Origin of the sequence: Pseudomonas japonica (assembly GCF_900188455.1) — a bacterium.
GTDB lineage: Bacteria > Pseudomonadota > Gammaproteobacteria > Pseudomonadales > Pseudomonadaceae > Aquipseudomonas > Aquipseudomonas japonica.
In genome coordinates this window covers 109,094-122,816 of the sequence record NZ_FZOL01000004.1, presented here as the reverse complement: position 1 = coordinate 122,816, position 13,723 = coordinate 109,094, and the positions used below count along the sequence as shown (strand labels likewise).

Annotated in this window: 13 protein-coding genes and 1 other RNA gene; 4 read left to right on the top strand and 10 right to left on the bottom strand. The window is 65.9% G+C overall.

Annotated features, from left to right (window positions below; translation table 11 throughout):
• Window positions 1-66 precede the first annotated feature (66 nt).
• The 9 genes from gcvP to CHB99_RS06850 form a co-directional block, all read right to left on the bottom strand.
• Window positions 67-2,940, bottom strand: a complete 2,874-nt coding sequence (gene gcvP / locus CHB99_RS06890; protein ID WP_042121099.1) for an aminomethyl-transferring glycine dehydrogenase — start codon at window positions 2,938-2,940, stop codon at window positions 67-69.
• Window positions 2,941-3,041: 101 nt separating this feature from the next.
• Complete coding sequence (gene gcvH / locus CHB99_RS06885) at window positions 3,042-3,425, bottom strand: glycine cleavage system protein GcvH (protein ID WP_042121098.1); 384 nt, start codon at window positions 3,423-3,425, stop codon at window positions 3,042-3,044.
• A 47-nt stretch (window positions 3,426-3,472) separates the two neighbouring features.
• Window positions 3,473-4,555: a glycine cleavage system aminomethyltransferase GcvT gene (gcvT, locus tag CHB99_RS06880; protein ID WP_042121096.1), complete on the bottom strand. Its 1,083-nt coding sequence runs from the start codon at window positions 4,553-4,555 to the stop codon at window positions 3,473-3,475.
• Window positions 4,556-4,675: 120 nt separating this feature from the next.
• Entirely contained in the window at window positions 4,676-6,238 is a 1,563-nt protein-coding gene (locus CHB99_RS06875) for an ABC transporter permease (protein WP_042121293.1), read from the bottom strand.
• A 210-nt stretch (window positions 6,239-6,448) separates the two neighbouring features.
• A complete protein-coding gene (locus CHB99_RS06870) occupies window positions 6,449-7,450 on the bottom strand; it encodes an extracellular solute-binding protein (protein WP_042121095.1) in 1,002 nt (333 codons plus the stop codon).
• A gap of 105 nt (window positions 7,451-7,555) precedes the next feature.
• Window positions 7,556-8,773 (bottom strand): 2-octaprenyl-3-methyl-6-methoxy-1,4-benzoquinol hydroxylase, encoded by a 1,218-nt coding sequence (locus CHB99_RS06865; RefSeq protein WP_167335836.1) that lies wholly within the window; start codon window positions 8,771-8,773, stop codon window positions 7,556-7,558.
• Between the two features lie 41 nt (window positions 8,774-8,814).
• Complete coding sequence (ubiH, locus tag CHB99_RS06860) at window positions 8,815-10,014, bottom strand: 2-octaprenyl-6-methoxyphenyl hydroxylase (RefSeq protein ID WP_042121092.1); 1,200 nt, start codon at window positions 10,012-10,014, stop codon at window positions 8,815-8,817.
• Window positions 10,011-11,351 carry a Xaa-Pro aminopeptidase gene (gene pepP / locus CHB99_RS06855; protein WP_084702487.1) on the bottom strand — a complete coding sequence of 447 codons (1,341 nt, stop codon included), beginning with the start codon at window positions 11,349-11,351 and terminating at the stop codon, window positions 10,011-10,013. Before pepP ends, ubiH begins: the two co-directional genes overlap by 4 nt.
• Window positions 11,352-11,370: 19 nt before the next feature.
• Window positions 11,371-11,925, bottom strand: coding sequence for a YecA/YgfB family protein (locus CHB99_RS06850; RefSeq protein WP_042121089.1), 555 nt, complete (start codon window positions 11,923-11,925; stop codon window positions 11,371-11,373).
• 144 nt (window positions 11,926-12,069) lie between these two features.
• Between CHB99_RS06850 and CHB99_RS06845 the strand changes: the two genes are divergently transcribed.
• The 4 genes from CHB99_RS06845 (at window position 12,070) to CHB99_RS06830 (ending at window position 13,484) form a co-directional block, all read left to right on the top strand.
• Window positions 12,070-12,279 (top strand): TIGR02449 family protein, encoded by a 210-nt coding sequence (locus CHB99_RS06845; protein ID WP_042121088.1) that lies wholly within the window; start codon window positions 12,070-12,072, stop codon window positions 12,277-12,279.
• Window positions 12,276-12,593, top strand: coding sequence for a cell division protein ZapA (locus CHB99_RS06840; RefSeq protein ID WP_042121087.1), 318 nt, complete (start codon window positions 12,276-12,278; stop codon window positions 12,591-12,593). Before CHB99_RS06845 ends, CHB99_RS06840 begins: the two co-directional genes overlap by 4 nt.
• Window positions 12,594-12,612: 19 nt before the next feature.
• Window positions 12,613-12,791: non-coding RNA, 6S RNA (ssrS, locus tag CHB99_RS06835), on the top strand.
• Between the two features lie 87 nt (window positions 12,792-12,878).
• Window positions 12,879-13,484 (top strand): 5-formyltetrahydrofolate cyclo-ligase, encoded by a 606-nt coding sequence (locus CHB99_RS06830; RefSeq protein WP_042121085.1) that lies wholly within the window; start codon window positions 12,879-12,881, stop codon window positions 13,482-13,484.
• A 14-nt stretch (window positions 13,485-13,498) separates the two neighbouring features.
• Here CHB99_RS06830 and CHB99_RS29755 read toward each other — a convergent pair whose 3' ends face one another.
• Window positions 13,499-13,651 (bottom strand): hypothetical protein, encoded by a 153-nt coding sequence (locus CHB99_RS29755; protein WP_167335834.1) that lies wholly within the window; start codon window positions 13,649-13,651, stop codon window positions 13,499-13,501.
• Between the last annotated feature and the right edge of the window lie 72 nt (window positions 13,652-13,723).

Genomic DNA, 13,723 nt, shown 5'->3' with positions numbered 1-13,723 from the left:
CGTGGGCGCGAGCCTGTCCGGGCGCCGAACCGTCGCGAGGGCCTGCAGAGCAGGCCCCAAATGCGTTCAGCGATAATCCTCCACCGGCACACAGGCACAGAACAGATTGCGGTCCCCATACACGTTGTCCACCCGGTTCACCGCCGGCCAGTACTTGTGCGCCCGGGCATGGGCGCTCGGCGCCACCGCCTGTTCGAGGCTGTAGGGGCGGTCCCATACGCCCAACACATCCTCCAGGGTATGCGGCGCCCGCTTCAGCGGGTTGTCCTCCGCCGGCCAGTTGCCATTCTGTACTTCGGCGATTTCCGCGCGAATGCTCAGCATCGCCTCGACGAAACGGTCCAGCTCGGCCTTGGGCTCGCTTTCGGTGGGCTCGACCATCAAGGTGCCCGGCACCGGGAAGGACATGGTCGGCGCATGGAAGCCATAGTCCATCAGCCGCTTGGCCACGTCCTCTTCGCTGATCCCGGTCTGCGCCTTGAGCGGTCGCAGGTCGAGGATGCATTCATGAGCGACGCGCTCGTTGCGGCCGCGATACAGCACCGGAAACGCCCCACCCAGGCGCTCGGCCAGATAGTTGGCGGAGAGGATCGCCACCTCGCTGGCGTCCGCCAGTTGCGGTCCCATCATGGCGATGTACATCCAGCTGATCGGCAGAATGCTCGCACTGCCCCAGGGCGCGGCGCTGACCGCGGTGTTCTGCGGGTCCGGTCCCGGCACCGGGACCACCGGGTGGCTGGCGACGAAGGGCGCCAGGTGCGCGCGCACGCCGATCGGGCCCATGCCCGGCCCGCCACCGCCATGAGGAATGCAGAAGGTCTTGTGCAGGTTCATGTGCGAGACGTCGGCACCGATATCCGCCGGCCGCGCCAGGCCGACCTGGGCATTGAGGTTGGCGCCATCCATGTACACCTGCCCGCCATGGCTGTGGATAACCTCGCAGATCTCGCTGATGCCTTCCTCGTACACGCCATGGGTCGAGGGATAAGTGGCCATCAGGCAGGACAGCCGCTCGCCGGCCTCCTTGGCCCTGGCCTTGAGGTCTTCAAGATCGACGTTGCCGGCCGTGTCGCAGGCGACGATCACCACCTGCATGCCCGCCATCTGCGCCGAAGCCGGGTTGGTGCCGTGGGCCGAGGCGGGAATCAGGCAGATATCACGCTGCCCCTGCTGGCGGCTCTGGTGATATTTGCGGATCGCCAGCAGCCCGGCGTATTCGCCCTGGGCACCGGAATTGGGCTGCATGCAGATGGCATCGAAACCGGTGATCGCGCACAACCAGCTCTCCAGCTCGTCAGTCAGGGCCTTGTAACCACTGGCCTGCGCCAGCGGAACGAAGGGATGCAGGTCGGCGAAGCCCGGCCAGGTGATCGGGATCATTTCGCTGCTGGCATTCAGCTTCATGGTGCAGGAGCCCAGCGGGATCATCGACTGGTTCAGGGCCAGGTCCTTGTTCTCCAGCTGCTTGAGGTAGCGCAGCATCTCGGTTTCGCTGTGGTGCAGGTTGAACACCGGGTGGGTCAGGTAGTCCGAGCGACGCAACAGGGCGTCCGGGATACCGGCGGGCAGGGCCTCGCTGTCCAGGTCCTCGATCCGCAGCGCGTGGTCGACCCCGAGGAAGATATCGAACAGGCGCAGCACAGTGCTTTCATCGCTGGTCTCGTCGAGGCTCACGCCCAGATGGCCCCGGCCCAGGATGCGCAGATTGATCCGCGCCGCTTCGGCACTCTGGATGATCGCGGTCTGGCTGCCGCCGACGTCCAGGGTCAGGGTGTCGAAGAAGTGTCGATTGAGGCGCTTGATGCCGTTGCGCTCGAGGCCGGCGGCGAGAAGGGTGGTCAGCCGGTGCACGCGCTGGGCGATGCGGCGCAGGCCGTCCGGTCCGTGGTAGACCGCGTAGAAGCCGGCGATATTGGCCAGCAGTACCTGCGCGGTGCAGATGTTCGAGTTGGCCTTCTCGCGGCGGATATGCTGCTCGCGGGTCTGCAGGGCCATGCGCAGCGCCAGGTTGCCGCGGGCGTCCTTGGAGACGCCAATGATGCGCCCCGGCATGGCCCGCTTGAACTCGTCGCGGCAGGCAAAGTACGCGGCATGCGGACCGCCGTAGCCCATCGGCACGCCGAAGCGCTGCGACGAGCCGAGCACCACGTCGGCGCCCTGCTCGCCCGGCGGCGTCAGCAGCAACAGGCTGAGCAGGTCGGCGGCGACACAGGCGATGGCCTGCTGGCCGTGCAGGTGCGCGATCGCGGGACGCAGGTCATGCACCCCTCCATGGGTATTCGGGTATTGCAGCAGGGCACCGAACACCTGGTGCTGGTCCAGGTTTTCCAGCGAATCCACCACCAGCTCGAAGCCAAAGCCCTCGGCACGGGTCTGCAGCACCGACAGGGTCTGCGGATGGCAGTGCTCGTCGGCGAAGAAACGGTTGCTGCGCGACTTGCTCACCCGCTTGGCCAGAGCCATGGCTTCGCCGGCGGCGGTGGCTTCGTCCAGCAGCGAGGCATTGGCCAGGTCGAGCCCGGTCAGGTCGATGACCATCTGCTGGAAGTTCAGCAAGGCCTCCAGGCGGCCCTGGGCAATTTCCGGCTGATAGGGCGTGTAGGCGGTGTACCAGCCCGGATTTTCCAGGACGTTGCGCAGGATCACCGTAGGTGTGCGGGTCGCGTGGTAGCCCATGCCGATCAGGCTGGTCCAGCACTCGTTCTGCTCGGCGTAGGCACGCAGCTTCTCCAGCGCGGCCTGCTCATCGAGGGCGGGCGGCAGATCCAGAAGGCGATTGAAGCGAATGCCGGGTGGCACGGTCTGTTCGATCAGCTCGCTGCGGCTGGCGACGCCAAGGGCTTCGAGCATGGCCTGCTGCTCGGCGGCATCGGGGCCGAGGTGACGGCGCAGGAACGGATTGGGGTCGTGCAGTTGGCTCAGGGACGGCAACAAGGACATAGCGGCTCTCTCTTCCTAGACCAAGCCCCGATGGGTGTCGGAGCCATTAGAGTCTAGGAAGGGATTACCGATTGCGTCGGAAAAATACGCGAGGAGGGGTCTTACTCGCCAATGGCGGCCTGGTAGCCGGCGGCGTCCAGCAGCTTGTCCAGCTCGGACGGATCGGCCGGTTTCAGCTTGAAGATCCACGAATCGTAAGGTTCGCTGTTGAGCAGCTCAGGGCTGTCGGCCAGCTCTTCGTTGACTGCGATGACCTCGCCCGAGATCGGGGCGTAGATGTCCGAGGCGGCCTTCACCGACTCGACGACGCCCGCGGCGTCGCCCGCGCCGAACACCTTGCCGACTTCGGCCAGCTCGACGAACACCACATCACCCAGGGCTTGCTGGGCGTGATCGCTGATACCCACGGTAACCGTACCATCGGCCTCCAGCCGGGCCCATTCGTGGCTCTCGGCGTAACGCAGGTCGGCAGGAACATTGCTCATAGTTGTCTTTCCTCAACAGGTCAGCGGTCGGCCCGCCGGAATGGATGTCAGATCAGAATTCTGCCGTGACGCACGAACGTCGGCTTGACCACGCGCACCGGGTACCATTTGCCGCGGATTTCCACCTCGGCGCGGTCGGCGGTCGCCATCGGAAGGCGCGCCAGAGCGATAGCCTTGCTCAGCGTAGGTGAGAAACTACCACTGGTAATCTCTCCTTCGCCAATTTCCGCTACACGAACGACCTGGTGGGCGCGCAGAACACCGCGCTCTTCCAGCACCAGGCCGACCAGTTTCAGCGAAATACCGCGGTCTTTCTCGGCCTGCAGCGCCGCACGCCCGATGAAATCCCGCTCGGCGGGCTCCCAGGCGATGCTCCAGCCCAGGTTCGAGGTCAGCGGCGAATGGGCTTCGTCGATATCGTTGCCGTACAGGTTCATCCCGGCTTCGAGCCGCAGGGTATCGCGTGCGCCAAGGCCGCTGGGCGCGATGCCGGCACCGACCAGGTCGTTGAAAAACGCTGGCGCCTGCAACGCCGGAAGGATGATCTCCAGGCCGTCTTCACCGGTGTAGCCGGTGCGGGCGATGAACCAGTCGCCTTCGAAACGGCCTTCGAACGGCTTCAGTTCGCGAATGAGCGCGGCACGGGAGGCGCTGAGCAGTTCGGCGACCTTCTCCCGCGCCTGCGGGCCCTGGATGGCGAGGATCGCCAGCTCCGGGCGCTCGCGAAGCCGCACCTCGAAGCCACTGCGGTGCGCTTCGAGCCAGGCCAGGACCTTGTCACGGGTAGCGGCGTTGACCACCACCCGGTAACCGTCGTCGAGACGGTAGGCGATGAGATCGTCGATCACCCCGCCCTGGTCGTTCAGCAGGGTGCTGTAGAGGGCCTTGCCGCTCTCGCCGAGGCGGGCGACGTCGTTGGCCAGCAGATGACGCAACCAGTCACCGGCATCGACACCGTCGATGTCGATCACGGTCATGTGCGACACATCGAAGACTCCGCAGTCGCGGCGCACCTGGTGGTGTTCCTCGACCTGCGAACCGTAATGCAGGGGCATATCCCAACCGCCAAAATCGACCATCTTGGCGCCCAGCGCCAGGTGAAGGTCATACAGAGGCGTACGCTGTCCCATGGGTTTCTCCTTCCGGGCGTGGCGAGGCTACGGCTGATGGCAGCGTTTCGACTACCTGGCCAGGGGCCGGCCGCAGCGAATGCCGCGCATTGTATCCGCAAGGAGGCCGGGTGGCATCCGTCAGTGACTTTGACCGGGGTGACGAGCGGAGCGCCGTATCAGCCCGATGACCGGCAGCAGGCCGACCAGCACCAGGGTCAGGGCCGGCAGCGCGGCCCGCGCCCACTCGCCCTCGCTGGTCATCTCGAACACCCGCACCGCCAGGGTGTCCCAGCCGAACGGGCGCATCAGCAGGGTCGCCGGCATTTCCTTGAGCACATCGACGAAAACCAGCAAGGCCGCGCTCAACACACCTGGTGCCAGCAGGGGGAGATACACCTTGAAAAACAAAGCCGGCCCACTGGCCCCCAGGCTGCGTGCCGCCTCCGGCAGTGACGGGCGGATGCGCCCGAGGCTGTTTTCCAGCGGTCCGAAGGCCACGGCGATGAAACGCACCAGGTAGGCCAGCAACAACGCCGCCAGGCTGCCGAGCAACAACGGCTTGCCGGCCCCGCCGAGCCAGCCGGAAAGCGGAATCACCAGCTCGCGATCGAGGTAACTGAACGCCAGCATGATCGCCACCGCCAGCACCGAACCGGGCAGCGCGTAGCCGAGATTGGCCAGGCTGACCCCGGCGCGGATCGCCGGTGCCGAGGACTGACGCCGGGCGAAAGCCAGCATGAGCGCGACGCCGACAGTGAGCAACGCCGCGGCGCCACCGAGGTAGAGGGTGTGCAGGATCAGCGCTGTGTAGCGCTCGTCGAGGTCGAAGCGGCCGCGCTGCCAGAACCAGACCAGCAGTTGCAGCACCGGTACGACGAACGCGCAGGCGAACACCAGCAGGCACCAGCCAGTGGCGGCGGCGGCCTTGATCCCGCGCAGGTGATACAGCGCCTTGCCACGCGGTCGCTCGTTGCTGCCGCGCACCGCGCCGCGGGCGCGGCGCTCGCCATAGAGCACCAGCATCACCGCGAGCAACAGCAGGCTGGCCAGTTGCGCGGCGCTGGACAGGCTGAAGAAGCCGTACCAGGTCTTGTAGATGGCGGTGGTGAAGGTATCGAAGTTGAACACCGAGACCGCACCGAAGTCGGCCAGGGTTTCCATCAGTGCCAGCGCCAGACCGGCCAGGATCGCCGGCCGCGCCATCGGCAGACCAACGCGCCAGAACGCCTGCAGCGGCGATTGCCCGAGCACCCGCGCCGCCTCCATCAGGCCCTTGCCCTGGGCCAGGAAGGCATTGCGCGCCAACAGATAGACATACGGATAGAACACCAGCACCAGGACCACGATGACCCCACCGGTGGAGCGTACCCGCGGCAGGCGCATCGGCCCGAACCACTCGCGCAGCAGGGTCTGCACCGGGCCGGAGAAGTCCAGCAGGCCGACGAAGACAAAGGCCAGCACATAGGCGGGAATGGCGAACGGCAGCATCAGCGCCCAGTCCAGCCAGCGGCGTCCGGGGAATTCGCAGAGGCTGGTGAGCCAGGCCAGGCTGACGCCGATCAGCGTCACACCGACACCGACACCGAGCACCAGGGTCAGGGTATTGCCCAGCAGACGGCTCATCTGGGTATCGAACAGATGCGACCAGATCTGCTGGTCGATGTTCTGCCAGGACAGCAGCAGCACGCTGAGGGGCAGCATCACCAGCGCGGCGACGGCGAAGACCAGGGGGTACCAGCGGCGTTGGGTGGGGCGGGGCAAGAGTCGGGTCTCGAAGGGTGTGATGTGTTTGAGGGCCTCATCGCGGGCAACGCCCGCTCCCACAGGTTTCGCGGTGTACGCGGCCCCTGTGGGAGCGGGCGTTGCCCGCGATGAGGCCCTCAAAGGCCCGGCAAGGATAAGGACTGAGCCTTAGTTCCAGCCAGCCCGATCCATCAGGCGAATCGCTTCAGCCTGACGCTTGCCGGCCACTTCCACCGGCAGGGTGTCGGCCTTGAAGCTGCCCCAGGCCGCAACTTCCTCGGACGGTGCGACTTTCGGGTTGGCCGGGAACTCCTGGTTGATGCCGGCGAACATCTTCTGCGCCTCTTCACCGGTCATCCACTCCACCAGCGCCTTGGCCGCTTCCGGATGCGGCGCATGCTTGGTCAGGCCGATACCGGACAGGTTGACGTGAACCCCGCGGTCGCCCTGGTTCGGCCAGAACAGCTTGACCGGCAGCTTCGGATTGGCCTGGTGCAGACGCCCGTAGTAGTAGGTGTTGACGATGCCGACATCGCACTGGCCGGCGGCGATGGCATTGACCACCGCGTTGTCGTCGGAGAACACGTCGGTGGACAGGTTGTTGACCCAGCCCTTGATCAGTTCTTCGGTCTTCGCCTCGCCGTGGGTCTCGATCAGGGTGGCGGTCAGCGACTGGTTGTAGACCTTCTTCGCCGTGCGCAGGCACAGGCGGCCTTCCCATTGCTTGTCGGCCAGGGCTTCGTAGGTGGTCAGTTCCTGCGGTTTGACCCGCTCGGTGGAGTAGACGATGGTCCGCGCGCGCAGGCTCAGGCCGGTCCAGTCATGGGAGGAGGCGCGGTATTGCGACGGGATGTTGGCATCGATCACGGCGGACTTGATCGGCTGCAGGATGCCCATCTGTTCGGCCTGCCAGAGGTTGCCGGCGTCGACGGTGAGCAGCAGGTCGGCCACGCCGTTCTCGCCCTCGGCCTTGATCCGCTGCATCAGCGGGGCTTCCTTGTCGGTGATGAACTTGATCTTCACCCCGGTCTTGGCGGTATAGGCGTCGAATACCGGCTTGATCAGCTCGTCGATGCGCGAGGAGTACACCACCACTTCGTCGGCCGCCTGGGCAGCGCCGCCGAACAGGGTAAGGGTCAGGGCAGCGAGTAAATGCTTGCGTGGCGACATCGGTAGCGCTCCTCGGTATCGAAATAAGGCGCAAATGGTAGTTAATGTCATTTGCAACCACAAACCGAACACCCAACCGAGACGTTACCAGATGTTGCCAAACGCTCAGGCCTTCGCCAGCCCCGGCAGATCGCCGCTCAGCCCGAGGGCCTGGCGAACGAACAGCGCCTTGGCCTCGGGCATCTGCTCGACCCATTTCAGGCCACTGTTGCGCAGCCAGCGCAGCGGCAGTGGATCGGCCTGGAACAGACGCTCGAAACCTTCCATCGCCGCCATCAGCGCCAGGTTGTGCGGCATGCGCCGGCGCTCGAAGCGGCTCAGCACGCGCACATCGGCCAGACGCTCGCCACGCTCGCAGGCGGCCAGCAGGACTTCCGCAAGCACCGCGGCATCGAGGAAACCGAGATTGACGCCCTGCCCGGCCAGCGGGTGGATGGTGTGCGCGGCGTCGCCGATCAGCGCCAGGCCCTCGGCCACGTAGCGTTTGGCGTGGCGCTGGCGCAGCGGCACGCAGAGCCGCGGATCGGCACCGAGCACTTCGCCCAGGCGGCCCTCGAAGGCACGTTCGAGCTCGGCGCAGAAAGCCTCGTCCGGCAATGCCATGAGCCGTTCGGCCTGCTCCGGGGTGGTCGACCAGACGATCGAGCACCAATCCTGCTGGCCATCGCGCAGCAGCGGCAGGAAGGCCAGCGGGCCGTCGTCGGTGAAGCGCTGCCAGGCCGTGGCCTGGTGCGGCCTGGCACAACGCACGCTGGTGACGATGGCGTGGTGCAGGTAATCCCATTCGCGGGTTTCGCAACCGGTCAGGCGGCGCACCGCCGAGTTGGCGCCGTCGGCGGCGACCACCAGCGGCGCGCGCAGGTTGCGGCCATCGGCGAGGGTCAGCAGCCATTCGTCACCGGAGCGGCGCATGCGCTCCAGACGGGCATTGGCCAGCAGGCCGATCTCGCTGTCGTGCAGACGCTCCAGCAGGCCGTCCTGGATCACACGGTTTTCGACGATATGGCCCAGCACCTCGGCATGCACGCTGGCCGCGGAGAAGTGGATCTGCCCGGTACCGCTGCCGTCCCAGACATGCATGTCCGAGTACGGGCTGGCCCGCCGCGCGCTGATGCCCTGCCAGGCACCGAGGCGGTCGAGAATGCGCTGACTGGCCGCCGACAGGGCACTGACCCGTGGCTCGAACGGCGCCTCGGCGTTGAAGCGCTGCACCGACAGCGGGCTGCCGTCGAGCAGGAGAATTTCCAGGCCGCTGTGCTGCAAGGCCAGGGCCAGGGCGCTGCCGACCATACCGGCACCGACAATCAACAGATCCGCGCGCATGTCCATGCTTCAAGCCTGTTCCACGTAGAAGAAAGAAGGGGTCATGCCTTGCCCTGGAGGTCGGGGCGAGTGCCCAGGCCCATGGCCTGGCGGGCGAACCAGCGCTTGGCCGGAGGCAGCAGGTCGAGGCCGAGCAGACCGAGATTGCGCCCGGTGGCGACGAACGGCTGGGCGGTGCCGAACAGGCGGGTGACCTTGTCGGAGAAGCCGACGGTGAGGTCCTGGTCCAGGCGCTGGCGCTCGCGATAGGCCCGCAGGGTGGCCAAGTCGCCTGGCGTGTCGGGACCTGCCAGCAGCCCGTCGGCCAGTGACTGCACATCGCGCAGCGACAGGTTGAAACCCTGCCCGGCGATCGGGTGCAGGCTGTGGGCGGCATTGCCCAGCACCGCCAGATGCGGGCGAATCTGCTCCTCGGCTTCCACCAGCGACAGCGGGTACAGGTGCCGCGCGCCGACCTGGCGCAACGCGCCGAGACGATAGCCGAACACGCCCTGCAACTCGTCGAGGAAGCTGCGCTCGTCCAGTTCGGCGAGGCGTCTGGCGTCCATCCCGGCGCGGGTCCAGACCAGCGCGCAGCGGTTTTCCGGCAGCGGCAGCAGGGCCATCGGGCCGTCGTCGGTGAAGCGCTCGAAGGCCTGGCCGCAATGGGCCTCGCCCGGGGTGATGTTGGCGATCAGCGCGCTCTGGTTGTAAGGGCGCTGGCGGACATGAATGCCCAGTTGCTCGCGCAGGCCGGAACGGCCGCCATCGGCGAGCACGGCCAGGTCGCAGTCGACCACGGTGTCATCGTTGAGCGACAGGCGGTAACCGTCCTCCAGCGGCTGCATCGCGGTGACTTCCGCCGGGCAGCGCCAGCTCACCACCTCGGCGTCGAGGCCTTGCCACAGGCACTGGCCGAGCCAGGCATTCTCCACCACGTACCCCAGCGCCGGCACACCTTCCTCCAGCGCGTCGAGACGGGTGGCGCCGAAGCGGCCACGGTCGGACACCTGGATCTGGCGGATCGGCTCGGCGCGGCGGCTGATGCTCTGCCACAGCCCCAGGCGCTCATAGATCTGCCGGGTGCCGAAGGACAGCGCGGAAGAACGCGCATCGTAGCTGGGCTGGAAGCTGTCGCCGGGCGCGAACGGCTCGATCAGCAGGATCTTCCAGCCGCGAGCGCGGGCACCGGCCTGCAGGGCCAGGGCGAGGCTGGCGCCGACCAGGCCGCCGCCGATGATTGCCAGATTGACCCGGTTCATGCGGCCTGGCTTCTCGCCGCCGCCATCAGCGCCTCGATCTCGGCGACCGTCTTCGGTACGCCGGAGGTGAGGATTTCACAGCCGTTTCGGGTTACCACTACGTCATCCTCGATTCGTACACCGATACCGCGCCATTTCCGCGCGACGCTCTGGTTGTCCGCGGCGATATAGATGCCCGGCTCGACCGTCAGGGCCATGCCCGGTTCGAGCACGCGCCACTGGCCGCCGACCTTGTACTCGCCGACATCATGTACATCCATGCCCAGCCAGTGTCCGGCGCGGTGCATGTAGAAGGCCCGATAGGCCTCGCTTTCGATCAGTTCGTCCACGGCCCCTTCGAGCAGGCCCAGCTCCACCAGGCCCGCGGTGATCACTCGCACCGTCGCCTCGTGGGCGTGATTCCAGTGCTTGCCCGGGGCAATCTCGGCGAACGCCGCTTCCTGGGCCTTGAGCACCAGCTCGTAGATCGCTTTCTGCTCGGCCGAGAACACGCCGCTGACCGGGAAGGTACGGGTGATGTCGCTGGCGTAGCAGTCGATCTCGCAACCGGCGTCGATCAACACCAGGTCGCCATCCTTCAGCACCGCGTCGTTCTGCTGGTAGTGGAGAATGCAGCTGTTGCGTCCGGCGGCGACGATCGAGCCATAGGCCGGCATCTTTGCCCCACCCTTGCGAAACTCGTAGTCCAGTTCGGCTTCCAGGCTGAACTCGTGCAGGCCGGCACGGCAGGCCTGCATGGCGCGGACATGAGCACGCGAGGAAATTGCCGCGGCCTCGCGCATCACCTTCACTTCCGCCGCCGATTTATACAGGCGCATGTCGTGCAGCAGATGATCCAGGGCAACGAATTCGTTCGGTGGCGAAGCGCCCATGCGCGCCTTGGAACGGATCACGTTGATCCAGTCCATCAGCCGCCGGTCGAACTCGGCATTGCTGCCCATCGCCGAGTAGACGCGGTCGCGCCCCTCGATCAGGCCGGGGAGGATGTCGTCGATATCGCCGATGGGGAACGCGTCGTCGGCGCCGAAGTCACGTATCGCGCCTTCCTGGCCGGCGCGCAGACCATCCCACTGTTCGCGTTCGGGATTGCGCTCGCGGCAGAACAGCACGTACTCGCCGTGCTCGCGCCCGGGGATCAGGGCGATCACCGCCTCGGGCTCGGCGAAGCCGCTGAGGTACTGGAAATCGCTGTCCTGGCGATAGACGTGCTCGACGTCGCGGTTGCGAATGACAACCGCGGCCGCCGGCAGGATGGCGATGCTGTTGGGTTCCATCTGCGCCATCAACGCCTTGCGGCGACGGGCGTATTCCGTTTTCGGGATATGGGTGACTGCCACGGGGAACCCCTGTTCGGCCTCAGTGCAAGGAAGGTTTGGCGGCGGGCGCGACCGGTTTGCCCAGCTCCGTGTAGAGCAGCAGCGGTGCGACACGCAGATACTCCATCACTTCCATATAGTCGCTTTCGCCGTCTTCGGATTCTTCCAGGGCATCCTGGACCTGGGAAATCGCGGTCAGGTCCTGCAGCACTTCGTTGACTTCGCTGCTCAGGTCCTTGCCGCCGGCGTTCAGGCCGAAACCGCTGAGGAAGCCCTGGCACCACTGGCCCAGCGCGGTGGCGCGCTCGCTCAGCGGCAGGTCGTCGCCCGGCAGGAGCAGGACGATGGTGATATCTTCGCCAGTCAGTTCGGCCTTGACCATTTCCTGCAGACCGATCAAAGCGCTGCGCACGTTGTCTACTGGTTCGGTCTCCAGCAACTGGGCGGCATCGGCCAGCCAGCCGTCGACATCGAAGCCGGCGCCCGCGCAGCTGCGACCGAGCAGCAGGCCATGCAGCTCGGCGGGGGAAACAGGATGGCCGTTGCTGTTGAGCAGGGTGGCGAAGGCGGTGTACGGAGAATTGGTAGTAGGCATGGGCAACTAGGCGCCAGACGGCGCAATGACTAGAATGAAGGCCTTGTATCCTAGCACCGGCAGGCGCGCCAAGACCATCGACGCGGGCAATTACGCGGGTGTCGGCCGCAGGATCCCGGGTCGGACCGAATCGAGTGGCGAGCAATGCAAGAAGACGAGCTGCAAATGCTGAAGAGCCGACTCGAACTGCTGATAGAGCGGGTCGAGCAACTAAAACGGCAAAACGCACTCCTATCCGTGCAGGAGAAGTCCTGGCGCGAGGAGCGCGCCCATCTCATCGAAAAAAACGAAATCGCGCGACAGAAAGTCGAATCGATGATTTCGCGGCTCAAGGCCCTGGAGCAAGACTCATGAGTTCACCGAACAACGTCACCGTGCAGATCCTCGACAAAGAGTATTCGATCATCTGCCCGCCGGAAGAGCGCAGCAACCTGATCAGCGCCGCCCGCTACCTGGACGGCAAGATGCGCGAGATCCGCAGCAGCGGCAAGGTGATCGGCGCCGACCGCATCGCGGTGATGGCGGCCCTCAACATCACCCACGACCTGCTGCACAACCAGGAGCGCCCGGACGCGCAAAGCGGCGGCGCCACCCGCGAACAGGTGCGCGATCTGCTGGACCGCGTGGACCAGGCCCTGGCCGACGACGCAGATACAAAAAGCAACTAAGTTTCTGTATACTCCGCCCCACTCCCTGGAGTGCTTGCCAGTCGGTCATGTCCCTGAGCCGATACGCACAACCACGGGGGTTGCACGTTGGGGCCGGTGTGCATGTCCGCTTGACGGAAAGCCTTAACGCCTCCTGCAATCTCCACCTTGAACTTTCGGGTTCAAGGGCTACACCGACAGCGGTTCGTCGGGGAGCCTGTTTCTCGTTGTTCGCGCCTTTTCCCTTCCCGCGCGAGCATCCGCGAGGTCATGCCATGACACTCGCCCCAAGGGACCGTCCGTGCCATGACCGACACCGCGTCGCTGACCCGCCCCCAACTCCGCCGCCTGCTTCGCGAGGCCCGCCGTGCCCTGACACCGGCCGAACAGCGCCGCGCCGCTCGCGGCCTGTACCGCCAGCTGGCGCAACATCCCCTGTTCCGCCGCGCCCGGCACATCGCCCTGTACCTGCCCAACGACAGCGAAATCGACCCGCGCCTGCTGCTGCGCGAGGCCCAGCGTCGCGGCAAGTTCACCTACCTGCCGGTGCTGCACGCCTGGCCGAGGACCAAGATGGCCTTCCAGCGCTTCGAGCACGGGGAAAAGCTGCGGCCCAACCGCTTCCGCATTCCCGAGCCGAGCGTCAGCCTGGCCCGGCAACGGCCGATCTGGGCGCTGGACCTGATCCTGCTGCCACTGGTGGGGTTCGATGAAATGGGTGGGCGCCTGGGAATGGGCGGTGGCTTCTACGATCGCAGCCTGGCCTATCAGGGCCGTCGCAAGGCGTGGAAAAAGCCGTTGTTGCTGGGGCTGGCACACGAATGCCAGAAGGTGGAGCGCCTGGCGCAAGCCAGTTGGGACGTGCCGCTACAGGGAACCGTATCCGATCGAAGCTGGTACCTGGCGCGCTGAAAGGCGCCGTCGGATCAACGCTGGGATTGCGCCTGAGCAGGGACTACCGGCAGTTGGTACGCCGTGTCGGCCTTGCGTTCCCACAGCGTCTGGGCATAACCGGTGGTGACCACGCCAAGACCGAACACAAAAACGAGTACCCAGAACAGATCCGGTTTGCGATTCATCGATTGCCCCCCTCAGGCAAACTCATCACGATGTCCGCAGCGGTTCTTGTTATAGGCCGTGCAGCAGCGTCA